Genomic DNA, 20,511 nt, shown 5'->3' on the forward strand with positions numbered 1-20,511 from the left:
ACGTGAGTGCGGATAGGCGGGTGGCAGGCACTGCAAGGGCGATATGGCGGGGGGGGGCCAGCTGTTTATTGCTTGGCTGCGGTGGATAGCTCTGTTATGGTAATCGTCATGGCCGTTTAGATGGCTGGATTGCCGCGATGTGAGAGGCGTTGCCTCTGGGGGCAACCCCCGCCGCAGTCCCATAGCTTGATGCGTACCTGACAGGGAGTCCCTATGCCGTTTCGTTCCTTCTTATCTTCTCTTTTTACTGCTTCCTTGCGCGCCACTGCTGGCGTCAGCACCTTTATTGCCGCGATAGCGGTCGGGAGCCTCTCTTTTTCCGCGGTTGCCGCCAATGCGTCCTTGCCGACCAAACAGGAGATTGTGATTGGTACTACGGTGGGGGATTTTGCCGACATGGTCACCGACTCCATCAAGCCGCAGCTGGAGGCCAAGGGGTATAAGGTCAAGCTGGTGGAGTTCACCGACTATGTGACCCCCAATATTGCTCTGGCTGACGGATCACTGGATGTGAACTGCTTCCAGCACAAACCCTATCTGGAGAGTTTTGCCAAAGATCGCGGCTTGTCGCTGGCGCCCATTACCCAGGTGCCAACCGGTCCGATGGGACTTTATTCTGGCAAGTTGGCAGCACTCGACAAGGTGAAAGAGGGGAGCACGGTGGCCATCCCCAACGATCCCACCAATCAGGCGCGGGCGCTGTTGATGCTGCAGGATCTTGGTTGGCTCACTCTCAAGGAGGGGATAAACCCGCTAAAAGCGAGCGAGTTTGATGTGGTGAACAATCCGCACAATCTCAAGCTGGTACTGCTGGAAGCCGCGCAGTTGCCCCGCTCGCGGGAGGATGTGGACTTCTCGGTGATCAACGGTAATTTTGCTGCCTCCAGCGGTATCCCGTTCAGTGAAGGACTGTTTCTGGAGCGCAGCTACGATTTCATCAACTGGGTGGTGGTGAAAAGCGCAGATGCGGAGCAGCCGTTTGCCAAAGATGTGGCGGCGGCCTACAACTCGGCGGCTTTCAAAGCCTATGCAGCCAAGCGTTTCGTCGGCTACAAGTACCCGCAAGGGTGGGGTCGCTAACTGTCGTGAACGTGGCCCGGCTATACAACGAAAAACGCCCCGAATTCGGGGCGTTTTTTATGGTATCAAGCCATCAACGGGCGCTTCACTGGTTGCGATAAAAGCGGTTCAGCTCGTTCATCACCTGGATCATGGCGCCCATATCCGGTGTGCCGTGCTTGATCGGGCGATAGCTGTTGCGCTCCAGCAGTTCGAAGTCACCCTGCTTGTTGAAGTGGGTGATGGTCTCCCCTTCATAGATGGCGAAGTCGTTCTGATCCCCGGCCAGCAGCCAGTTGCGCGGGCTGGTATCAAACAGCGAGCGGCCAACGCTGTAATCACGCGCCGGATTGCGCACGCCCAGCATCCCCTGCATCAGGGTCGGCGCCAGATCGAAATGGCTGCTCGGTTGTTCCCGAACGTCACTGCCGCGCCCCGGCCAGGCCAGTACCAGCGGTACCTGCACCTGATAGGGTGAGTAGTTGCTGCCTGCGCCCCAGCTGTTGCTGCGGGTGTCGTTGAACTCCTGACCGTGGTTGGAGGTGATGACGACGATGGTGTTGCTGTCCATCCCCTGCGACTGCAATTTGGTCAGCATCTGCTCAAGCAACTGGTCGGTATAGAAGACCGAGTTCTTGTAGCGGTTCTCCAGTTTTTGCAGGTTCTCCGCCCGATAGGCGGTCGCCGGATTGAAGTTGGCGAGCTCCGGTTGGAACGGCCCCTTCATGGTGGCGGGCAACTGGTAGTCGCCTGGGCTCGAGAGATAGACCAGCGAGAACCAGGGACGCTCGGGAGAGCGCTTCTCCAGCCACTGTTGCCAGTCGGTCAGCAGCTTGCCATCGTCACTCTGCTCGGAGACAAACACCTGTTTGCGCAGACCGGCGAGGATGCTCTTGCGATACTTCTGGGCATCTTCCATCGCGCCGAACAGCCCGAACTGGTAATCCTGACGCAACATCTCGTCAAACAGCACCGGTGGACGCTTGTCGCTGCTGATGTCCTTGTAGTAGTGACCGGGCAACCCGTAGAAGAGGCTGAACATGCCCATCAGGTCGTCGTTGCCGCCACTCAGGTGATTGCGGAACGTCAGATGCTGATCCGCATAGCGCTGCAGATTGGGCATGTTGATGTTGTTGAGCATGTCAAAACGCAATGAGTCGACCACCACAATCAGCAGATTGTTGTGAGTCAGGGGGGCGTTGACGTTGAGCGGGCGCAGTGGGTAATGCATCCGGCTGTCGCTGTTATCCCCCTGGGAAGCAGCCTGCTTCTCGTACTGATCCAGATCCAGCCAGCCATGTTTGGCCAGGAAGGAGCGGGCCGTCATGGGGTAGGAGAGGGGGAAATTGGCTCTCTGCATGGTGATGGGCTGATAGAGGGTCGCATCCGCCCAGCTGTTGACCACGTGGGTCAGAATAAAGCAGATCAGCAGGGCCAGCCCCACCTGATTGCCGTACTGGCGGCGCTTGCGCTTGTTGATCTTGCGCCAGACATAGGCCGACAGCAGCAGTTGCAGCAGGAAGATGGTGGGCACGGCAACGAAGATGATGCTCCAGATTGAGCCCTCTTCGGTTTGCGCCTGATCCAGCAGCAACTGCCATACCTGACTGTTGAGGTGGAACTTGAACAGCCGGAATACCTGGGTGTCGATCAGCAGCAGCACCAGCGCCAGGGTGGCGATGATGGCGGAGATGAACCGCAACGACTTCTCCTTGGGCAGCACGAAGCTGAGCGGGAAGATCGTCAACAGGTAGGTGACAAAACTCAGAAACGAGAAGTGGCCAATCCAGCTTACAACGAGATAGATCACGCCAAGCGTGGTCGATGGCCAGCTGATGGCACCCAGATAACGGGTGGCGATGAGCATGGCCAGAATAATGTTGAAGAAGGAGAACCAATGCCCCCAGGTGATCAGGCGAGAGACATTATCACGATAGGGGTTACCGGTTTCGACCATAGTGATCCATCTGCGTTGAGAAACGTCAAATCAACAGAGTCGGGGACTCAGTGTGCGTCGTGGCGATTATCGACCGATGCGGTCAGGGCCTGGACAAACTTTTCAGTGATGGCCTGGCGCTGGGCCGGTGCCATACCGTTGATGATATTGGTGGTCAGATTGCCAAGCACCATAAGGCTGAGATCTACCGGCGCTTTATGCTTTTCCAGCGCGGTGATCAGGTCGTTCATCAGGGCGTCAAATTGCTCGTTATTGTACTTTGATACGATAGGCATAATCTTCAGTTCATCTCGGTTCAAAGCGCCTTATAATACTTCACCCTTTCGGCTAACACTATGGCTTTGTGACATGAGTCTCGATATCGACAAGATCATTCTTCACTCCTTGCGCCAGGGCGGCGATGGTCAACCCCACGCCGATACCCGCAGCCAGACCCTGCCCCCTGATGAGGCGGTACAGGGACTGATGGCGGAACTGCATCGGATCTATAACGGCAAGGGTGGCAAGGGCTTTGGCTTCTTTGCCGACCCCGAAACGGCCGTCGCCGAGCTGGCCGACGGTGAAGAGGCTCCCAAGCAGCCTTCACCCGCATTTCGTATCGCCCTCGAACAGCTACTCGACGAGCAGACCGAATTCGTTCCCTTCTCGGTCACCGTGACCCAGATGCTGGTCAAGCAGCTGGTGGAGCACGCCCTCGATGAGCAGGGGGTGCTGCTGTTTGCCAAATATAACTACGTCGGGGTCGATTATCTGCTGATTGCTCTGCTGGAGGGCAAGGAGAGCGTCACCGTCAGCGAAGCGCTGGAATTGCGCCATATCCAGTATCTGGATATCGGCAAACTCAATCTGGTGGCCCGCATTGATTTGACCGAATGGAAAACCCAACCTGATTCGCGCCGCTATATCACCTTCAGCAAGGGGCGCATTGGTCGCAAACTGGGCGACTTCTTTATGGATCTGCTGGGTGCCCGCGAGGGCATGGATGCCAAGGTACAAAATAAAGGCTTGCTGCAGGCGGTCGAAGATTATTGCGACAGTCGTCAGCTCGAACCGACCGAGCGCAATGACTATAAAAAGCAGGTCTTCAAATATTGCACCGAACAGGCGAGTGCCGGTGAAGAGATCGAAATCAAGGAGCTGTCTGCAGAATTGCCCGGTGACGGTGACCTAGATTTTTACAGCTTTATTGGTCAGGAGTATGAGCTGGAAGAGCGCTTCCCGGCAGATCGCTCTACCTTGCGTGGTTTGACCAAGTTTGTTGGCTCCGGCGGCGGTCTGACTCTGAGCTTTGAGCAGAAGTTGTTGAACAGCCGGATCTTTTACGACCCCCAGACCGACACCCTGACCATCAAGGGTGTGCCGCCCAATCTTAAGGATCAGCTGCTGCGCCAGTCGTAGTCATGCTCCCGAGTGTGATCAACTCGTCATTTCTCGCAAAAAGAGACTCCGCCACGGCGGGGTCTCTTTTTTTATTGCGCCCGGGCAGACCTCGAAACTGGCGCGGTACTTTGTTAACAAATCAAACAAAATAAACCACCTGAAAGGGTTTTCATTGAGGTGAAAACCCTTTCATTCATGAAATTTTATTTCATTTTGGTAATTATTATTCTGTGGTTGTCTGGAATTAAGCCGATAAATGGCCGTAATCCCCTGAAATAAGAAAATGTTTTCAAAACTTTCTGGAAGGAAATACGTAATTGCATTTCAAAAATGCGAGTTGCGTCATGTGAGCCGTTTGCCGCTTGGGATAATATTCATCTCGCACACAATGCTCTTACAGCGCGGAACTAATACAAGGAAAGGCTCATGAAAAAGAAATTGCTGTCATCCCTGATCGGTCTGGCCACTCTTGGCGTCGCTTGCTCTGCTACTGCTGCCATCGATGAAGGCCAGCTGACCATCTGGATCAACGGTGACAAGGGATACAACGGTCTGGCTGAAGTGGGTAAGAAGTTTGAAGCAGAAACCGGCATCAAGGTTACTGTGGCTCACCCGGATCAGGTTGAAGTGAAATTCCAGCAAGCCGCCGCCACTGGCAACGGCCCGGACATCTTCTTCTGGGCTCACGACCGTTACGGTGAGTGGGTCAAAGCCGGTTTGCTGGTTCCGGTAACGCCGAACGCTGCCACCAAAGGCAAATTTGAACAGCTGGCATGGGATGCCATGACTGTTGATGGCAAAACCTATGGCTACCCGGTTGCCATGGAAGCCGTCAGCCTGATCTATAACAAGGACCTGCTGCCCGAGCCGCCGAAAACCTTCGAAGAGATCGCCAAGATTGACGAGACTCTGAAGAAAAACGGCAAGCGCGCCATCATGTGGGCTTATGACACCCCGTACTTCAGTTATCCGCTGGTGGCTGCCAACGGTGGTTACGCCTTCAAGAAAACCGCTACCGGTTATGACGTCAAAGATACCGGCGTGAACAACGCAGGTGCCAAGATGGGCGTGGGCTACATCTCCGAGATGATCAAGTCCGGTCACCTGGAAAAAGGCATCGACTACGGTGTGATGGACGCCAAGTTCAACAAGGGCGAAGTGGCCATGATGATCAATGGTCCCTGGGCCTGGAGCAACCTGGACAAGAGCGGCATCAAGTACGGCGTAGCGCCGCTGCCGACCCTGAACGGCAAGCCGGCCAAAGCCTTCGTTGGCGTACTGGGTGCCACCATCAACGCCGCCAGCCCGAACAAGGATCTGGCTATCGAGTTCCTGGAAAACTACCTGCTGACCGATGCCGGTCTGGCGCCGGTTAACGCCGACAAGCCGCTGGGTGCCGTTGCGCTGAAATCCTTCCAGAAGACCCTGGAATCCGATCCGCACATCAAGGCCACCATGCTGAACGCCCAGGCTGGCGAGCCGATGCCATCCGTTCCCGAGATGAGCCGTTTCTGGTCTTCCTTCGAAACTGCCCTCAAGAACGTGACCTCCGGTCGTCAGGGTGTTGACGAAGCTCTGGATACCGCTGCCAAGCGTATCGTTCAGTAAGCACGCACTACCCGGGAGGCCGTCATGGCCTCCCACTCTCTCAAATCTCTCTTGGCGTTATAAAGGTTAATTGGCATGGAAGTAGTACCTTCTGTTGAGTCCTATGCCGGTCCGAAGGATAAGCACACCTGGCTTAAGTGGACCATAGCGGCCCTGGTTGCCATCCTCAACGGCTACGCAGCCGTGATGATGTACGCCAGTGGCGAGTGGGTATTCGCGCTGCTGGATCTGGTGGTGGTTTCCGTCGGTCTGTATGTCTTCATGAACAAGAAGACCTATGCCCATCGCTACATCTTTCCGGGTGTTGCGGGCATGGTTGTGTTTATCATCTTCCCTCTTGCCTACACCATTGGCATTGCCTTCACCAACTATTCGGGGTCCAACTTGCTCTCCGTGGAGCAGGCGCGGGACTACCACCTGAAGAAAACCTACAAGGTGGCGGGCGGTGAATTCGATTTTACCCTGCTGGGTGGCGACAACGGCCAGTTCCAGCTGCTGCTGACACAGGATGATCAATCCTTTATCAGCCAACCTGTTTCCCTGATGACCAACAAGGCCCGTGAGCTGGCGTCCCGCGAGGGCCGTGTGCAGAACACCCAGCAAGTGGTCGAGCTGCAGCCCTTCACTGGCGAAGCGGCCAGCAAGGCCGCACCGATCCGCGCCATTGTTGAGCATCGTACTCACCTGAGTGACCTTGATCTGGTACTGCCGGATGGCGGTACCCACCTGACCCTGAGCAGCCTGCGCAAGTTTGCCGCCCAGAAGCAGCACTACACCCGTCTGATGGATGGTGCCGTGCTCAAGTCCGGCGTGGTGATCAAAGACAGCAACCTGCTGCGTGATACCCAGAATGGCGAGCTGATGCTGCCCAATGGCGAGACCGGCTTCTATCAGTACATCGACGAACAGGGTCAGTTTGTCGGCAAGGGTATTGCTCCGGGCTTTGTGGTGAGCGTCGGTTGGAAGAACTTCGCGCGCATCGTCACCGATCCGGGCATCCAGTCACCCTTCCTGCAGATCTTCATCTGGACCGTGATCTTCTCAACCTGCTCCGTCGCTTTCACCTTGGCTATCGGCATGGTGCTGGCCTGTCTGGTGCAGTGGGAAGAGCTCAAGGGGCGCGGTTTCTATCGGGTCATGTTGATCCTGCCCTATGCGATCCCGGCGTTTATCTCCATCCTGGTGTTCAAGGGGTTGTTCAACCAGAACTTCGGTGAGATCAACATGTTCCTGGAAGCGGCGTTTGGCATCAAGCCGGACTGGTATACCAACCCCTTCCTGGCCAAGGTGATGATCCTGATTGTCAACACCTGGCTCGGCTACCCCTACATGATGATCCTCTGCATGGGCCTGCTCAAAGCCATTCCGGAAGATCTCTATGAAGCGTCCGCCATGGACGGTGCCGGTCCGGTACAGAACTTCTTCAAGATCACCGTGCCGCTGCTGATGAAGCCGCTGACACCCCTGTTGATTGCCTCGTTCGCGTTCAACTTCAACAACTTCGTGCTTATCCAGTTGTTGACCAACGGTGCGCCCGACATCATCGGCGCCAGCACCCCGGCCGGTACCACCGACTTGCTGGTGAGTTATACCTACCGGATTGCGTTCCAGGGATCTGGTGGTCAGGACTACGGTCTGGCCAGTGCCATCGCCACAGCTATCTTCCTCATCGTAGGTGCGCTGGCGCTGCTCAACCTGAAATTGTCCAAAGCCGACAAGCAGCTGTAAGGAGGCTTCAACATGGCAATCGTACAACCCAAATCAGTCAAATACCGGGTGTGGGCAACCCACCTGGTCATGTGGGGCTTCCTGGCGCTGATCATCTTCCCGTTGATCATGGTTATCGCCATCTCGTTCCGTAACGGTAACTTCGCGGTAGGGGAGATCATCCCCTCCAATCCGACGCTGGATCACTGGAAGCTGGCGCTGGGCATGTCCATCACCAACGCCGACGGCAGCATCACGCCGCCGCCGTTCCCGGTGCTGACCTGGTTGTGGAACTCCATCAAGATCGCCGGCATCACTGCCCTGATGATCGTGACGCTCTCCACCACCTGTGCTTACGCCTTTGCCCGCCTGCGTTTTCGTGGCAAGTCCACCATCCTGCAGGGCATGCTGATTTTCCAGATGTTCCCGGCAGTGCTGGCACTGGTAGCCATCTACGCGCTCTTTAACAAGATTGGTGACTACATCCCCTGGCTCGGTCTCAACACCCACGGTGGCCTGATCCTGGCGTACATGGGGGGGATTGCCCTCCACGTCTGGACCATCAAGGGCTACTTCGAGACCATCGACTCCTCCCTGGAGGAGGCGGCGGCCATCGATGGGGCGACCCCGTGGCAGGCATTCCGTCTGATCCTGTTGCCTCTGTCGGTGCCCATCCTGGCGGTAGTGTTTATTCTGGCCTTTATCGGTTCCATTACCGAGGTGCCCATGGCCTCCATCCTGCTGCAGGATGTGAACAATCTGACCCTGGCGGTCGGGGCCCAGCAGTACCTCTATCCGCAGAACTATCTGTGGGGTGATTTCGCGGCGGCTGCAGTGCTCTCCGGTTTCCCCATCACAGTGGTCTTCCTGTTGGCACAGCGCTGGTTGGTTGGCGGTCTGACTGCAGGTGGTGTGAAAGGTTAAGTTTATGGCCGGGGGAGCTGACTCCCCCCGCTATCACGATTTGCAAAGATTCAAGAGCGGAGCTCGTCATGGCTGAAGTAGTACTCAACAACGTTCGCAAAAATTACGATCCGGCTGTTCACAAGGACACCCTGCGCAACATCAACCTCTCCATCAAGGAAGGGGAGTTCATTGTCTTCGTCGGCCCGTCCGGCTGTGGCAAATCCACCCTGCTGCGGATGATCGCGGGTCTGGAAGACATCACCAGCGGTGAGCTGACCATCGGCGGTCGCTACATGAACGATGTGCCGCCGGTAGAGCGCAACGTTGGCATGGTGTTCCAGTCCTACGCCCTCTATCCCCACATGAACATCTACGAGAACATGGCCTTTGGTCTGAAGCTCAAGAAGATGGACAAAGAGAACATCCACAAGCGGGTGATGCGCGCCGCCGAGATCCTGGGTCTTGAGCCGCTGCTGGACAGAAAGCCCAAGGCGCTCTCCGGTGGTCAGCGTCAGCGGGTCGCCATCGGTCGCTCCATCGTGCAGCAGCCGCAGGTGTTCCTGTTTGACGAACCCTTGTCCAACCTGGATGCCGCGCTGCGGGTCAAGATGCGGATCGAGATCGCCAAGCTGCACAAAGAGCTTAACTCCACCATCATCTACGTGACCCACGATCAGGTGGAAGCGATGACCCTGGCCGACAAGATTGTGGTGCTGAGCCCGCTCAAGGCCGAAGCTGCCACCAACCTGGAGCAGTTCGGTTCACCGCTGGATCTCTACCACAACCCGGACAACAAGTTCGTGGCGGGCTTTATCGGCTCTCCCAAGATGAACTTCCTGGCGGGCGAGTTGCTGGAGATTGGCGAGCAGGAGTGCCTGGTCAAGTTGACCTCTGGCGATACCGTGCGTGCCCGGGTCGATGCCCGCAGTGGCGCTGTGGGTGACAAGGTGGAGCTGGGTATTCGCCCCGAGCACCTGATGCCGCTGGATCACCCCCATGCGCACAGCAAGGTGAGCGGGACCGTGCAGGTGGCCGAGCACCTGGGTGCCGAGTCCTTCGTTTATATGGATGTGGATGGTCACGACTTTACCGTCAAGGCCACCTCGGATGTGGATGTGGCGACCGGTCAGACCTACAGCGTGGGTATCCCGGCCGAAGCCTGCTACCTGTTCGATGCCAAGGAGCAGGCGTTCCCCCGTACCGCCAAATATATCCGTACCTGATTTTTTGTTGTGCCGGTTTTCCTTTCTTAATAATCAATGCCTTTTTGCCGGTCGTCAGACCGGCTTTTTATTGCCTGCGATTTGAACATGCAGGTAGGCAAGGTAACCCGCTTCAAGCCTCGAGTTCGGCGGTAATATCGGGCACAAAGGTCTGGCTGGCCAGCGGCGGGCGCTCATACCCTTCGGTCTTGATGGGGGGGAGCTTGATGGGCTCGTAGTGGATCGCCTCGTAGGGCACCTTGCTCAGCAGATGGGCGATGCAGTTGAGGCGGGCACGGCGCTTGTCGTCCGCCTCCACCACGAACCAGGGACAATCCTCGGTGTCGGTGTAGGTGAACATGTCATCCTTGGCGCGGGAGTATTCCACCCAGCGCGAGCGGGACTGCAAATCCATCGGGCTGAATTTCCAGCGCTTGATGGGGGTGTTGATCCGCTCTTTAAAGCGCTTCTCCTGCTCCTCGTCACTGACCGAGAACCAGTATTTGATCAAGGTGATGCCGGAGCGGATCAGCATCCGCTCAAACTCGGGGCAGGCGCGCAGAAACTCGCGATACTCGGCGTCGCTGCAAAATCCCATCACCCGCTCGACTCCGGCCCGGTTGTACCAGGAGCGGTCAAACAGCACCATCTCGCCAGCGGCGGGCAGGTGGGCCACATAACGCTGAAAGTACCACTGGGAGCGCTCCCGATCGGAGGGGGCGGGCAGCGCCGTGACCCGGCAGACCCGGGGGTTGAGCGGTTCGGTAATCGCCTTGATGACGCCCCCTTTACCGGCGGCGTCCCGTCCTTCGAACAGCACCACTACCTTCAGCCCCTCCTGCTTGACCCACTCCTGCAGCTTGACCAGCTCCTCCTGCAGATGGGCAAGGTGGTGCTCGTAGCACTTCTTGTCCAGACGTGGCCGCTTCTTGCTCTTCTCCTTCGCCATGGGCTTCTCCTTTTGGCATCCTTTCATGGGTGACTTCTTTGAGTCACTGCCAGCTTGCACCAGGGAGGCGTCACCTGCCAAGGGGGACGTGATACACTGCCCGCCCATCGCTGGCAACAGGAGATAACATGAAGCATTTTATGGAGATAGCGGGCCGCCGGATGGCCTATCTGGATGAAGGGCAAGGGCCGGTACTGCTGTTTGGTCACAGCTATCTGTGGGACAGCGCCATGTGGGCGCCGCAAATCGAGGCGCTCAAGGGCAGCTATCGCTGCATCGTTCCCGAGCTGTGGGGCCACGGTGATTCCGACCTGCTCCCCGAAGGTGGCTGCACCCTGGCGACGCTGGCGCGGGATCACCTGGCGCTGCTCGATGCCCTCGGCATTGAGGAGTTCGTGTTGGTGGGCCTCTCCATCGGCGGCATGTGGGGTGTTGAGCTGGCGCGCATGGTGCCAAACCGCCTCAAGGGGCTGGTGCTGATGGACAGTTTTGTCGGCCTGGAACCGCAGATCACCTGCGAGCGCTACCTCGGCATGCTGGCGATGATCGAGCAGCTCGGCACCGTGCCGGCGCCCATCGTCGAACAGGTGGCGCCGCTCTTTTTTGCCAATCAGCCTGATGAGGCGCTGATGAGCGGTTTCAAGGCGCGCCTTGCCGCCTGGCCAAAGGATAAGATTGCCGCCATGGTGGCGGTGGGCCGCAGCTTTGTGACCCGCGAGGATCGCATCGAGTGGCTGGAGGAGATCACCACTCCTGCCTTGGTGATGACCGGCTGCGAGGACAAGGCGCGCCCGGTGCTGGAGGGCTATCTGATGGCCGAGGTGCTGGGTTGCCCGTTCAGGGAGATCCCGATGGCTGGCCACATCTCGTCGTTGGAAAATCCGGCCTTCGTCAATCAGCAGCTGGCCGGGTTTCTGGCGGCGCTGTAAGCCTGAATAGGCAGCTTGAGCAGGCTGTACTACCAGCCTGATGATGGCCGTGAAAAAGGGAGCCGAGGGCTCCCTTTTGTTTGGTCGTGTCTCACTGTTCAAGACTCATAACCGTTACCAGATATAGCCCAGCGCAAAACCCGCATAGAGCTCGCCATCGTGCTGGACGATGGGGCTGTTTTTGATGTCCCGATCATACCATTCGTAGTTCATGGCAAACATGCCAATCCAGTTGGGGCTGAAGCGGTAGCTGGTGATGAGGGCCGCCATGGGGGAGAGGGTTGACCCCGTATCCCAGGCTGGCCGCTGGGCGGTGGCCTCGCTCTCGGAGATGCCGCCGAAGTAGTAGTTGGCCATCTTGTCGCTGCGCAGCATCACCCCCATCCCCGGCATGATGAGCAGGTTGTCGCGCTGGATGGGGAAGTCGGCCCACAGCAGCAGCTCCTGACCCTTGCTGCGGCCGGTGATATCGCTGTTGGCCCGCACGGTCAGCAGGGCGTAGGGAGTGATGATGTTGCCACCTATCCCGCCTTCCAGCTGCCATTTGCGCTGTTCCATGCCAGTAAAGGCCGGAGCATCCTCGGGATCCAGATTGCCAAACCGCACCCGGCCATAGCCGTACAGAGCGAGGTTCTCATCCTTGTGGAAGTAGTAGCGCGCCCGATCGCCGAGAAACATGAACTGCTTGCCGAAATAGATAAAGCCCGGGATGGCGTAGGTGGCATTATCCTGCGCCTCATAGCGGGCTTGTCCCCCGATGAGCGCCGCACCGGCGACAAAGCCTTGTGGCACCGGGCTGGTGGGGCTGTCGCTGGTGAGCAGATCCATGGAGCCAAGGTCGATATCGGCGCGGGCGGGCAGGGCGGCAGCGAGGAGCAGGGCCGTCAGCCCTACCGCTCTGATTTGACGAAAAAAGGTCATGGACACTCCTTTGTCACGATTGCAGGGGAAGCAGGTTATTTTGCGGCACCGGGCATCTCTTCACGTTTTGGCCAGGCATTGATCACCGCCTTGACCAGGGTGGCGAGGGGAATGGCGAAGAAGACTCCCCAGAATCCCCACAAGCCGCCGAAGACCAGCACGGCGATGATGATGGCCACCGGATGGAGGTTGACCGCTTCCGAGAAAAGCACAGGTACCAGCAGGTTGCCATCGAGAGCCTGAATGACCAGATAGGCCACCATCAGCCAGGCGAACTCGGGGGTGAGCCCCCACTGGAACAGGGCGACCATGGCGACCGGTACGGTCACCACGGCGGCGCCGATATAAGGGATCAGCACCGAGAAGCCGACCGCGACCGCCAGCAGCACCGAGTAGCGCAGTCCCATCAGGGCGAAGGGGACATAGGTGGCGATGCCGACGATGAGGATCTCGATCACCTTGCCGCGGATGTAGTTGATGATCTGGTTGTTCATCTCGACCCACACCCGGTTGACTAGGGTGCGGTTGCGCGGCAGGAAGCGGCGCAGGCTGCCCATCAGTACCCGCTTGTCTTTGAGCATAAAGAAGACCATCAGCGGCACCAGAATGAGGTAGATCATGATGGCGACCACGTTGACCAGCGAACTGAGGGAGGCGCTTACCAGATGCTCGCCGCCGCTGAGGATGCGCTGGCGAATATTGTCGATGACGGTCTCCACCAGACTGACGTCGATGAGCTCGGGGTATTTGTCCGGCAGGGTGCGCACATAATCCTGAGCGTGGGTCAGCATGGCCGGCGCCTCTTTGGCCAGATTGATCCCCTGACTGACCAGCGTCGGGATAAGACCCAGCAAGGAGGCGACTGCTACCGCAATAAAGAGGATCAGAATGACGCTGGTGGCCAGGGTGCGCGACAGCCCCGTTTTTTGCAGCCGGGCGACCGGCCACTCCAGCAGATAGGCCAGTACCAGCGCCACCAGCAGGGGAGCTAGCAGGTCGCCAAACAGCCATAGCACCGCAAAGCCAAACACCAGCAACAGGAACAGGGTAACGGCATCGGGATCGGAAAAACGGGTCTGATACCAGCGCTTCAATACTTCTAACATGACTGCATCCTTACATCACTGGGGCTCAAGATGGTTGTTTCGCCCCGACAACCAACCGCAAAGAGAGGGTATTGTCCGGTTGTTGCTGCATCTCGACATGGTGGCCCTGACGGTGCAGATAGGCCGGAATATCCTGCCGCGAGCCCGCATCGGCCAGCCGGATGGTGACAGTTTGACCGCTTTTGGCCTCTCTTAACCAGAGCTTGAGCCGGATCAGCGGCTCGGGGCAACGCCAGGGGGTCAGGTCGAGAACTTCCATGGGGGCTCCATCAGGCAGGTGGCCGCTATTATGGCCGTGATAAGAGCGTGAAACAACGCTTGTAGCCCTTGATGGGCAAGGGTATTCTGCCGAGGCCCTTTCTGATGGAGATAGAGATAACGTGGCACGTTTTTCCCCCCTGATGGCATCGCTTCCCCTGCTGGCTTCCCTGATGGGCGCCACGTTTCATGCCGAGGCCAACAATCAGCTTCCCGACATCGGCACGGCCGGGGTTGCTGCCCTGCCCATCGAGCAGGAAGTGCGTTACGGCAATGCTTTTATGCGCTTTGCCCGTGCGGGTCTGCCGATCATCGATGATCCGGTGCTGAGCCAGTACATCGACGATCTGGGTCAGCGATTGCTGACCAACGCCGATGGGGTACGTTTCCCGTTTACCTTCTTCCTCATCAATGATCCCAGCATCAACGCGGCCGCCTTCCTCGGCGGGCGAGTCAAGGTGCACACTGGCCTGTTCCTCTACGCCGACAGCGAGAGCGAGCTCGCCTCGGTACTGGCCCACGAAATCACCCACGTGACCCAACGCCATATCGCCCGTTATATGGAAGCGCAGGCGAGCAGCTCGGCGGTGACCCTGGCCGGTCTGGTGGGCTCCATCGCACTGGCGGTGATCAACCCGACTGCCGGTATCGCCGCGCTGCAGACTACGCTGGGCCTCTCCATGCAGTCGGCCATCAACTACACCCGCGACAACGAATATGAAGCGGATCGCATCGGCATGAAGACGCTTTATGATGCTGGTTTCGACCCCATGGGGATGGCCAACTTCTTCCAGAAACTGGCTGCCGAATACCGTTACGCCAGCAAGCCGCCGGAAATGCTGCTCACTCACCCGCTGCCGGAGACCCGGATCAGCGAGGCCCGCGCTCGGGCGGGCAGCTATGGTCGCCGCGACTTGCCGCCCAGTCTCGACTTCTGGCTGGCCAAGGTGCGGATTCAGGTGCGTTTTGGTACCGATACCCCGCAGGGGCTGCTGAGCTACTTCGATAGCCGGATCCAGAAGGGGGATTACCCGCTCAAGGATGCCGCCATCTATGGCAAGGCGCTGGCGCTGATCCAGCTCAAGCGTACCGACGAGGCTGATACCCTGATGCAGGAGCTGGCGGCCCGTCATCCGGAAGATCTCTTTATCGTCGATGCCCAGACCGATATCGATCTGGCCAAGGGGCGCAGTGCTCAGGCCATCGCGCGCCTCGAGAAGTTCCGCAGCCGGATGCCGGATAACGAAGTGGTGGTGGTCAACCTCGGCAACGCCTACCTCGAGAGCGGCAACTACAAGAAGTCCATCGCCATCCTCGACCCCTATGCCCGTGCCCATGAGGAGAACAATCTGGCCTGGAACCTGCTGGCCGATGCCTATCGCAAGGCGGGCAGAATGACCGAGCTGCATATGGCGCGGGCCGAGATGCTCGCACTGCGCGGGGATTATCAGGCGGCCATCGACGAGCTGATCGTGGCACGCGGTACCACCAGCGACCGGATGACCCTGGCTCGTCTGGAGGCGCGCATCACCGAGCTGGAGCGGGCCAAGAAGGATCTCGACAGCCTCAAGGGCTAACGAAACTGCCATTGGTCAAAACAACAAGGGCGCACCGTGGTGCGCCCTTGTTGTTTATGGCGGTGGCGTTGATGTGGGGGACGGTGATAACAGCGATGGGCTAGTGACTCATGCTGCTGGCGGTCGCCTTGAGCATCTCGATCTGCTGCTGGTCGAGCTCGCCGACCAGCGTCTGCTTGAGCTTGCCCTCGCTATCGAGCAGATAGCTGGTGGGCAGGCCGCTTGGGCGAGGGAAGGGGAGCCTGGCATCTTCATTGGCAATAAGGAGCGGCACCTTGATGTGATACTGCGCAGCCAGCTTGTCCAGCTCTGCTGGCGTGGTCGGGTCGTAGTTGATGGCCACCACTGTGATCTGGCCCTCCGCTGCCAGCCTGTTGAGGCGCGGCATCTCCCGCAGGCAGGGAGCGCACCAGGGGGCGAAGTAGTTGACCAGGATCGGCTTGCCAGCAAAGTGGCGCAGACTGACCGACTGCCCTGTGGCATCGGTAAATTCGGGGGCGGGCGTGCAAGCGCCCAGCAGGCCAGCCACAATCAGCCAACAAATTCGTTTCAATTCCTTTCCACTGCCGCTTACCCTGACCATCACTTTCCCCTACAATAGCGCCGTTTCTAGTCCCATCTTGCGATTAATCAGGGAGTTACCATGAGCGAGACCCAAATCTACCACAATCCGCGCTGCTCCAAGAGTCGCGAAACCCTGGCTCTGCTGGAACAGCACGGGATCGCCCCTGATGTGGTGCTCTATCTGGAGCAGGCCCCGAGTGAAGAGGAGATCCGCAAGCTGCTGACCCTGCTCGGCTTTAGCGACCCGCGCCAGCTGATGCGCACCAAGGAGGATCTCTACAAGGAGCTGGGCCTCGGCGAAGTGAATGGCGACGACCTTATTCGTGCCATGCACCAGCATCCCAAGCTGATCGAGCGTCCCATTGTCATCAAAAACGGTCAGGCCCGCATTGGTCGCCCACCGGAGCTGGTGTTGGAGATCCTCAAGTGAGCACCCGCTTTGCTCGTCTGCTGACTCTGGTCGGCTTCTTTGGTCTGCTGGGCTGGGTCATCCTTTGGCATCTGTGGCTCTCGCCCCATCCCGACCTCAACCCCTGGCTGTTGCCGGTGATCTGGACGGTGCCGCTGCTCTTCCCCCTCAAGGGGATAGTGCAGGGCAACCCCTACACCCACGCCTGGGGCAACTTCGTGCTGATGCCCTATTTCCTCCACGCCCTGACCCTGATCACCACGGATGAGGGGGAGCGTTGGCTGGCGGTGGTGGAGCTGCTGTTCACCACCCTCGCGTTTGTCGGCACCATCTACTACGCCCGTCTGCGTGGCCGCGAACTGGGCCTCAGCATTCGCAAGAAGAAAGACGAAGCCAGGTAATGCAAGAAGTAACGTGAAGCTACGTAATGAAGAACGCCCCGCAAGGGGCGTTTTTTATGGCGGTGATACCAGACCCGAATCTGCCCGGAGCAGGGCCAGCTGCTGCACGCTGTGGTGCATCAGTTGCGGGTAGAAGCGCAGAAATCCTGCTTCGCACCCTTGCCATTGCGCTTCATCAAGGGTGAGCAGCGCATCGCCGAGCGGCATCGGGCGGCGTAGCCGGCGGCCAATACCATTGAGGGCCTGCGCCAGCCCCTCTTTGCGCTGATAGGAGGCGATCCAGTTCTGCTCGGCCATCCGCTTGAGGGGAAGCGGCAACCCCTCTGGCAAGACGTGGTGATCAGCCAGCAGCTGGCCATAGCTCTGCGCGAGAAAGCGGGGCAGGGGATCTGCGCTGAAGGCTTGCCAGTGCTGGCTCAGCCAGTGGTCGTAGATCATATCCACCACTATGCCGCCAAAGCGGCGCCAGGGGGCCTCGAAACAGGCGACGGCCGCCTTGTGCTCGGGGTGGCTGTCGGTGAAAGCGTCAATTTTGCGGTGTAGCCAGATCCCCTCATCGAAGTGGGCGGCAAGCCCCGTGGGCAGCGTGCCTTTGACGAAATCGCCGAGCAGATTGCCGGTGAGGGAGCTTCGGGTGTGGGCAGCCAGATGGAGATGGGCCAGAAAATTCATCGGTTGCTGTGGGTCTGTTATGGGATGGCAAGGTGCTTCGAGCCTAACGGATCCCGCCCGCCTTGACCATGATCGGGATTTTGCTACTGCCCTGCGGCTGCCTCTTGCCGGGCAAAATTCGGGCGTGCTAAGGTGATGCCATCTTTGTCACAGGACGCGACAAACCACCATGATGCGCAAAGCCAGAGGCTTTTTTCTGGCCTTCTACTTCAAGCCTTTCTATCTCTCCGAGTGGTTCGACGAATAGATCGAACCCCTGGAGCAGTTCACTGACGCCCGCTTGGGCGTGATCTCGCTCATCCAGATTTTGCCGCTTTTGGTCATCGCATGCATTCGCCTGCGGTGCCTTGCCCGCGCCTGTGCGCTTTTTATGTAATGGAGTACACATGATGAAGATCAGACTGACCCTCTCAGCCCTGTTTGTTGCCAGCCTGCTGGCTACCCCCGCCATGGCCAAGGAGTGGAAAACCGTGCGCTTCGGGGTGGAGGGGGCCTACCCGCCCTTCTCCTGGACCGATGCATCGGGCGAGATCAAGGGGTTTGATATCGATCTCGCCAACGCCCTGTGTCAGCAGATGGCGGTCAAGTGCGAGCTGGTGGCGCAGGATTGGGACGGCATGATCCCGGCCCTGCTGTCGCGCAAATACGATGCCATCATCGCCGCCATGTCGATCACCGACGAGCGGCGCCAGAAGGTCGATTTCACCGAGAAATATGCCCATATTCCCAATCGCTTTGTGGCGGCCAAGGGGACCGAGCTGACGCTGACCCCGGAAGGCATGGCGGGCAAGCGCATCGGGGTGCAGCGGGCCACCACCCACGACAAGTACCTGACCGACAATTTTGGCTCGAATGTCACCATCGTCCGCTACGGCAATGCCGATGAGGCCTATCTCGATCTGAAGGCGGGCCGGGTGCTGGCCCTGCTGGCCGATGCCTCTGCCATTGAGCAGGGGCTCCTTGGCAAAGAGGGGGGCGACAAGTTCGACTATGTGGGGCCCGCCCTGACCGATCGCCAGTGGTTTGGTGATGGTATGGGGATCGCCGTGCGCAAGAGCGATAAGGAGCTCAAGGGCAAGCTGGACGAGGCGATCAAGGCACTGCGTGCCAATGGCACCTATCAGCAGATCAACCAGAAGTACTTCAAGTACGATATATATGGTGGTTGACGGGGGGAGGGAGCTTGCTCCCTCTCTTTTCATTGGGCAAGCGACAATCGTGCAAGGAGGATCGCCATGTTGACCCTGATCGAGGGGGCCGAGATCTTTAGCCCCACCCACCTTGGCCAGCAGGATCTGCTGGTGGCCGATGGCCGCATTGCCTGGATGGGCAAGGGGTTGACGGTGCCCACAAACTGGCCGCTGCACAGGGTCGATGGTCGAGGCCGCTATCTGGTGCCCGGGTTGGTGGATCCGCTGGCCCATATCACCGGCGGCGGCGGGGAGGGGGGCTTTGCCTTTCGCACCCCTGAGCTGGCGGCGAGCGAGGCGCTCAAGGCCGGCGTCACTACCTTGGTGGCGGCGCTTGGCACCGACAGCCTGACCCGCACTCCCGCGCAGGTGCTCGGCAAGGTGCGCGAGTTTCGCGCCGCCGGGGTGAGCGCCTTTATGTATACCGGCTCTTACCATCTGCCGGTCAAGACCCTGACCGGCACGGTGGAGTCGGACATCATCCTGATCCCCGAGGTATTGGGGGTGGGGGAGGTGGCCATCAGTGACCACAGATCCAGTGCGCCGACCCACGATGAGCTGGCCAGGCTTGCCAGCGAGGCGCGGGTGGCCGGGCTGCTTGCGGGCAAGGGCGGGGTCAGCTTCTTTCATGTCGGGGATGGCAAGGGGGCATTGGCGCCCCTGCGGGCTCTTCGCGATGAGACCGATATTCCGCTGCGCCAGCTCTATCCCACTCACTGCAACCGCAACCCCTGGCTCTTTGCCGAGGCCATCGAGTGGGGCAAGGCGGGAGGTTGGGTCGACCTCACCACCTCGAGCTTTCCCGATCTGCTGGAGGATGGCGAGCGGCTTGCCGCCGATGCGTTTCTCGAGCTGCTGGCTGCCAACGTGCCTGCCGATCGCATCACCTTCAGCTCGGATGCCAACGCCAGCCTGCCGCGCTTTGATGGCGAAGGGCGGCTAATCGAGATGCGCTGTGGTCAGATTGTCAGCCTGTGGCTGCAGTGTGTGCGCGCGATCCGGCTCGGTGTCTCGCTGGAGAGGGCGTTGGCCGCGGTGACGAGCAATCCGGCACAGGCGCTGGGGCTTGGCAGCAAGGGGCGTATCGGGGTCGGGCAGGATGCGGATCTGCTGCTGGTGCACGACCGGACGTTTGCTATCGAAAGGGTGATGAGCGGCGGCCTGTGGCGCGAATAAGGCTGCGGGCAATATCGCAGTCAGTGCGAGTGCGTGGTTGCTCCAAACAGCAAAAGCCCGACAACAAGGTCGGGCTTTTTTTATCTGCATGTCCCGTCATGAATATGGTTTACACCTTTCCCCCCAATAAATGGAGAATCCGATGGGACAAGGTGTGAAACGGACACAGCGCGATTACTCGCTGACTTTTAAACTGGCACTGGTCGAGCAGATTGAAAAAGGCGAGCTCACCTACAAACAGGCTCAGGTGCGTTATGGCATTCAAGGCCGCTCCACCGTTCTGGTATGGTTGCGTAAACATGGTCGGCAAGATTGGAGCCAGGGGGCTTCTGTGCGTGCCGCCAGGAGCATCACCATGCCTGACCCCGACAACCAGACGCCCGAGCAGCGCATCAAGGAACTCGAGCAACAGCTGGCGCTGATGAGTCAGAAGGCTCAGTTCTTTGAGGCCGTCGTCGATGTACTGAAGAATGACTACGGCGTCTCCATCGTAAAAAAGCGACCCGGCAAGTCCTCTCGCAGCGGCAAGTCGAGAGGCTG

20 protein-coding genes and 1 pseudogene are annotated in these 20,511 nt (G+C 58.8%); 13 read left to right on the plus strand and 8 right to left on the minus strand.

Going from position 1 to position 20,511, the window contains the following annotated elements; translation table 11 throughout:
- Window positions 1-213: 213 nt before the first annotated feature.
- On the plus strand, window positions 214-1,080 hold the full coding sequence (locus AB5Y73_RS04445) for a MetQ/NlpA family ABC transporter substrate-binding protein (protein WP_234829644.1): 867 nt from the start codon (window positions 214-216) through the stop codon (window positions 1,078-1,080).
- Window positions 1,081-1,165: 85 nt separating this feature from the next.
- On the opposite strand, the gene AB5Y73_RS04450 is transcribed toward AB5Y73_RS04445, so the two are convergent.
- Entirely contained in the window at window positions 1,166-3,016 is a 1,851-nt protein-coding gene (locus AB5Y73_RS04450; RefSeq protein WP_042053125.1) for a DUF3413 domain-containing protein, read from the minus strand.
- Window positions 3,017-3,063: 47 nt separating this feature from the next.
- Entirely contained in the window at window positions 3,064-3,291 is a 228-nt protein-coding gene (locus tag AB5Y73_RS04455; protein ID WP_005333874.1) for a YejL family protein, read from the minus strand.
- Window positions 3,292-3,364: 73 nt separating this feature from the next.
- Here AB5Y73_RS04455 and yejK point away from each other — a divergent pair, with 73 nt between their 5' ends.
- The 5 genes from yejK to AB5Y73_RS04480 all read left to right on the plus strand — a co-directional run bounded on the left by yejK (window position 3,365) and on the right by AB5Y73_RS04480 (window position 9,840).
- Window positions 3,365-4,414, plus strand: a complete 1,050-nt coding sequence (gene yejK / locus AB5Y73_RS04460; protein WP_162516181.1) for a nucleoid-associated protein YejK — start codon at window positions 3,365-3,367, stop codon at window positions 4,412-4,414.
- A 408-nt stretch (window positions 4,415-4,822) separates the two neighbouring features.
- Window positions 4,823-6,004 (plus strand): maltose/maltodextrin ABC transporter substrate-binding protein MalE, encoded by a 1,182-nt coding sequence (malE, locus tag AB5Y73_RS04465; RefSeq protein ID WP_005333871.1) that lies wholly within the window; start codon window positions 4,823-4,825, stop codon window positions 6,002-6,004.
- A gap of 75 nt (window positions 6,005-6,079) precedes the next feature.
- A complete protein-coding gene (gene malF / locus AB5Y73_RS04470) occupies window positions 6,080-7,732 on the plus strand; it encodes a maltose ABC transporter permease MalF (protein WP_005333870.1) in 1,653 nt (550 codons plus the stop codon).
- 12 nt (window positions 7,733-7,744) lie between these two features.
- Window positions 7,745-8,635 (plus strand): maltose ABC transporter permease MalG, encoded by an 891-nt coding sequence (gene malG / locus AB5Y73_RS04475; RefSeq protein WP_005333868.1) that lies wholly within the window; start codon window positions 7,745-7,747, stop codon window positions 8,633-8,635.
- Window positions 8,636-8,703: 68 nt separating this feature from the next.
- Window positions 8,704-9,840, plus strand: coding sequence for an ABC transporter ATP-binding protein (locus AB5Y73_RS04480; RefSeq protein WP_064339941.1), 1,137 nt, complete (start codon window positions 8,704-8,706; stop codon window positions 9,838-9,840).
- A gap of 112 nt (window positions 9,841-9,952) precedes the next feature.
- On the opposite strand, the gene ppk2 is transcribed toward AB5Y73_RS04480, so the two are convergent.
- Window positions 9,953-10,768: a polyphosphate kinase 2 gene (gene ppk2, locus AB5Y73_RS04485; protein WP_005361444.1), complete on the minus strand. Its 816-nt coding sequence runs from the start codon at window positions 10,766-10,768 to the stop codon at window positions 9,953-9,955.
- A gap of 128 nt (window positions 10,769-10,896) precedes the next feature.
- Between ppk2 and AB5Y73_RS04490 the strand changes: the two genes are divergently transcribed.
- On the plus strand, window positions 10,897-11,697 hold the full coding sequence (locus AB5Y73_RS04490; protein ID WP_064339942.1) for an alpha/beta fold hydrolase: 801 nt from the start codon (window positions 10,897-10,899) through the stop codon (window positions 11,695-11,697).
- Window positions 11,698-11,811: 114 nt separating this feature from the next.
- Here the strand turns inward: AB5Y73_RS04490 and AB5Y73_RS04495 are convergent, their stop codons facing one another.
- The 3 genes from AB5Y73_RS04495 to AB5Y73_RS04505 are packed head-to-tail and all read right to left on the minus strand — an operon-like array spanning window position 11,812 to window position 13,983.
- Window positions 11,812-12,618, minus strand: a complete 807-nt coding sequence (locus AB5Y73_RS04495) for a MipA/OmpV family protein (RefSeq protein WP_107684432.1) — start codon at window positions 12,616-12,618, stop codon at window positions 11,812-11,814.
- A 35-nt stretch (window positions 12,619-12,653) separates the two neighbouring features.
- Window positions 12,654-13,724 carry an AI-2E family transporter gene (locus tag AB5Y73_RS04500; RefSeq protein ID WP_139731385.1) on the minus strand — a complete coding sequence of 357 codons (1,071 nt, stop codon included), beginning with the start codon at window positions 13,722-13,724 and terminating at the stop codon, window positions 12,654-12,656.
- Between the two features lie 25 nt (window positions 13,725-13,749).
- Window positions 13,750-13,983 (minus strand): sulfurtransferase TusA family protein, encoded by a 234-nt coding sequence (locus AB5Y73_RS04505; protein ID WP_139731387.1) that lies wholly within the window; start codon window positions 13,981-13,983, stop codon window positions 13,750-13,752.
- Window positions 13,984-14,104: 121 nt separating this feature from the next.
- On the opposite strand from AB5Y73_RS04505, the gene AB5Y73_RS04510 reads away from it, so the two are divergent.
- Window positions 14,105-15,559, plus strand: a complete 1,455-nt coding sequence (locus tag AB5Y73_RS04510; protein ID WP_005333848.1) for a M48 family metalloprotease — start codon at window positions 14,105-14,107, stop codon at window positions 15,557-15,559.
- A 100-nt stretch (window positions 15,560-15,659) separates the two neighbouring features.
- Here the strand turns inward: AB5Y73_RS04510 and AB5Y73_RS04515 are convergent, their stop codons facing one another.
- Window positions 15,660-16,142: a TlpA disulfide reductase family protein gene (locus tag AB5Y73_RS04515; protein WP_139731389.1), complete on the minus strand. Its 483-nt coding sequence runs from the start codon at window positions 16,140-16,142 to the stop codon at window positions 15,660-15,662.
- Between the two features lie 60 nt (window positions 16,143-16,202).
- Between AB5Y73_RS04515 and arsC the strand changes: the two genes are divergently transcribed.
- Entirely contained in the window at window positions 16,203-16,553 is a 351-nt protein-coding gene (gene arsC, locus AB5Y73_RS04520; RefSeq protein WP_041209366.1) for an arsenate reductase (glutaredoxin), read from the plus strand.
- Window positions 16,550-16,933 carry a DUF2069 domain-containing protein gene (locus AB5Y73_RS04525; RefSeq protein WP_041209367.1) on the plus strand — a complete coding sequence of 128 codons (384 nt, stop codon included), beginning with the start codon at window positions 16,550-16,552 and terminating at the stop codon, window positions 16,931-16,933. The genes arsC and AB5Y73_RS04525 overlap by 4 nt, the downstream gene beginning before the upstream one ends.
- Before the next feature lie 54 nt (window positions 16,934-16,987).
- Here AB5Y73_RS04525 and AB5Y73_RS04530 read toward each other — a convergent pair whose 3' ends face one another.
- Complete coding sequence (locus AB5Y73_RS04530; RefSeq protein ID WP_139731392.1) at window positions 16,988-17,605, minus strand: ACP phosphodiesterase; 618 nt, start codon at window positions 17,603-17,605, stop codon at window positions 16,988-16,990.
- Between the two features lie 389 nt (window positions 17,606-17,994).
- Between AB5Y73_RS04530 and AB5Y73_RS04535 the strand changes: the two genes are divergently transcribed.
- The 3 genes and pseudogenes from AB5Y73_RS04535 to AB5Y73_RS04545 all read left to right on the plus strand — a co-directional run.
- On the plus strand, window positions 17,995-18,774 hold the full coding sequence (locus AB5Y73_RS04535; protein ID WP_026034932.1) for an ABC transporter substrate-binding protein: 780 nt from the start codon (window positions 17,995-17,997) through the stop codon (window positions 18,772-18,774).
- 66 nt (window positions 18,775-18,840) lie between these two features.
- Window positions 18,841-19,971: a beta-aspartyl-peptidase gene (gene iadA / locus AB5Y73_RS04540; RefSeq protein ID WP_139731395.1), complete on the plus strand. Its 1,131-nt coding sequence runs from the start codon at window positions 18,841-18,843 to the stop codon at window positions 19,969-19,971.
- A 142-nt stretch (window positions 19,972-20,113) separates the two neighbouring features.
- Window positions 20,114-20,511: pseudogene (locus AB5Y73_RS04545) on the plus strand (IS3 family transposase); the annotation flags it as partial.

The sequence above is a fragment of the Aeromonas sp. s7(2024) genome (assembly GCF_040907825.1).
GTDB classification, from domain to species: domain Bacteria; phylum Pseudomonadota; class Gammaproteobacteria; order Enterobacterales; family Aeromonadaceae; genus Aeromonas; species Aeromonas veronii.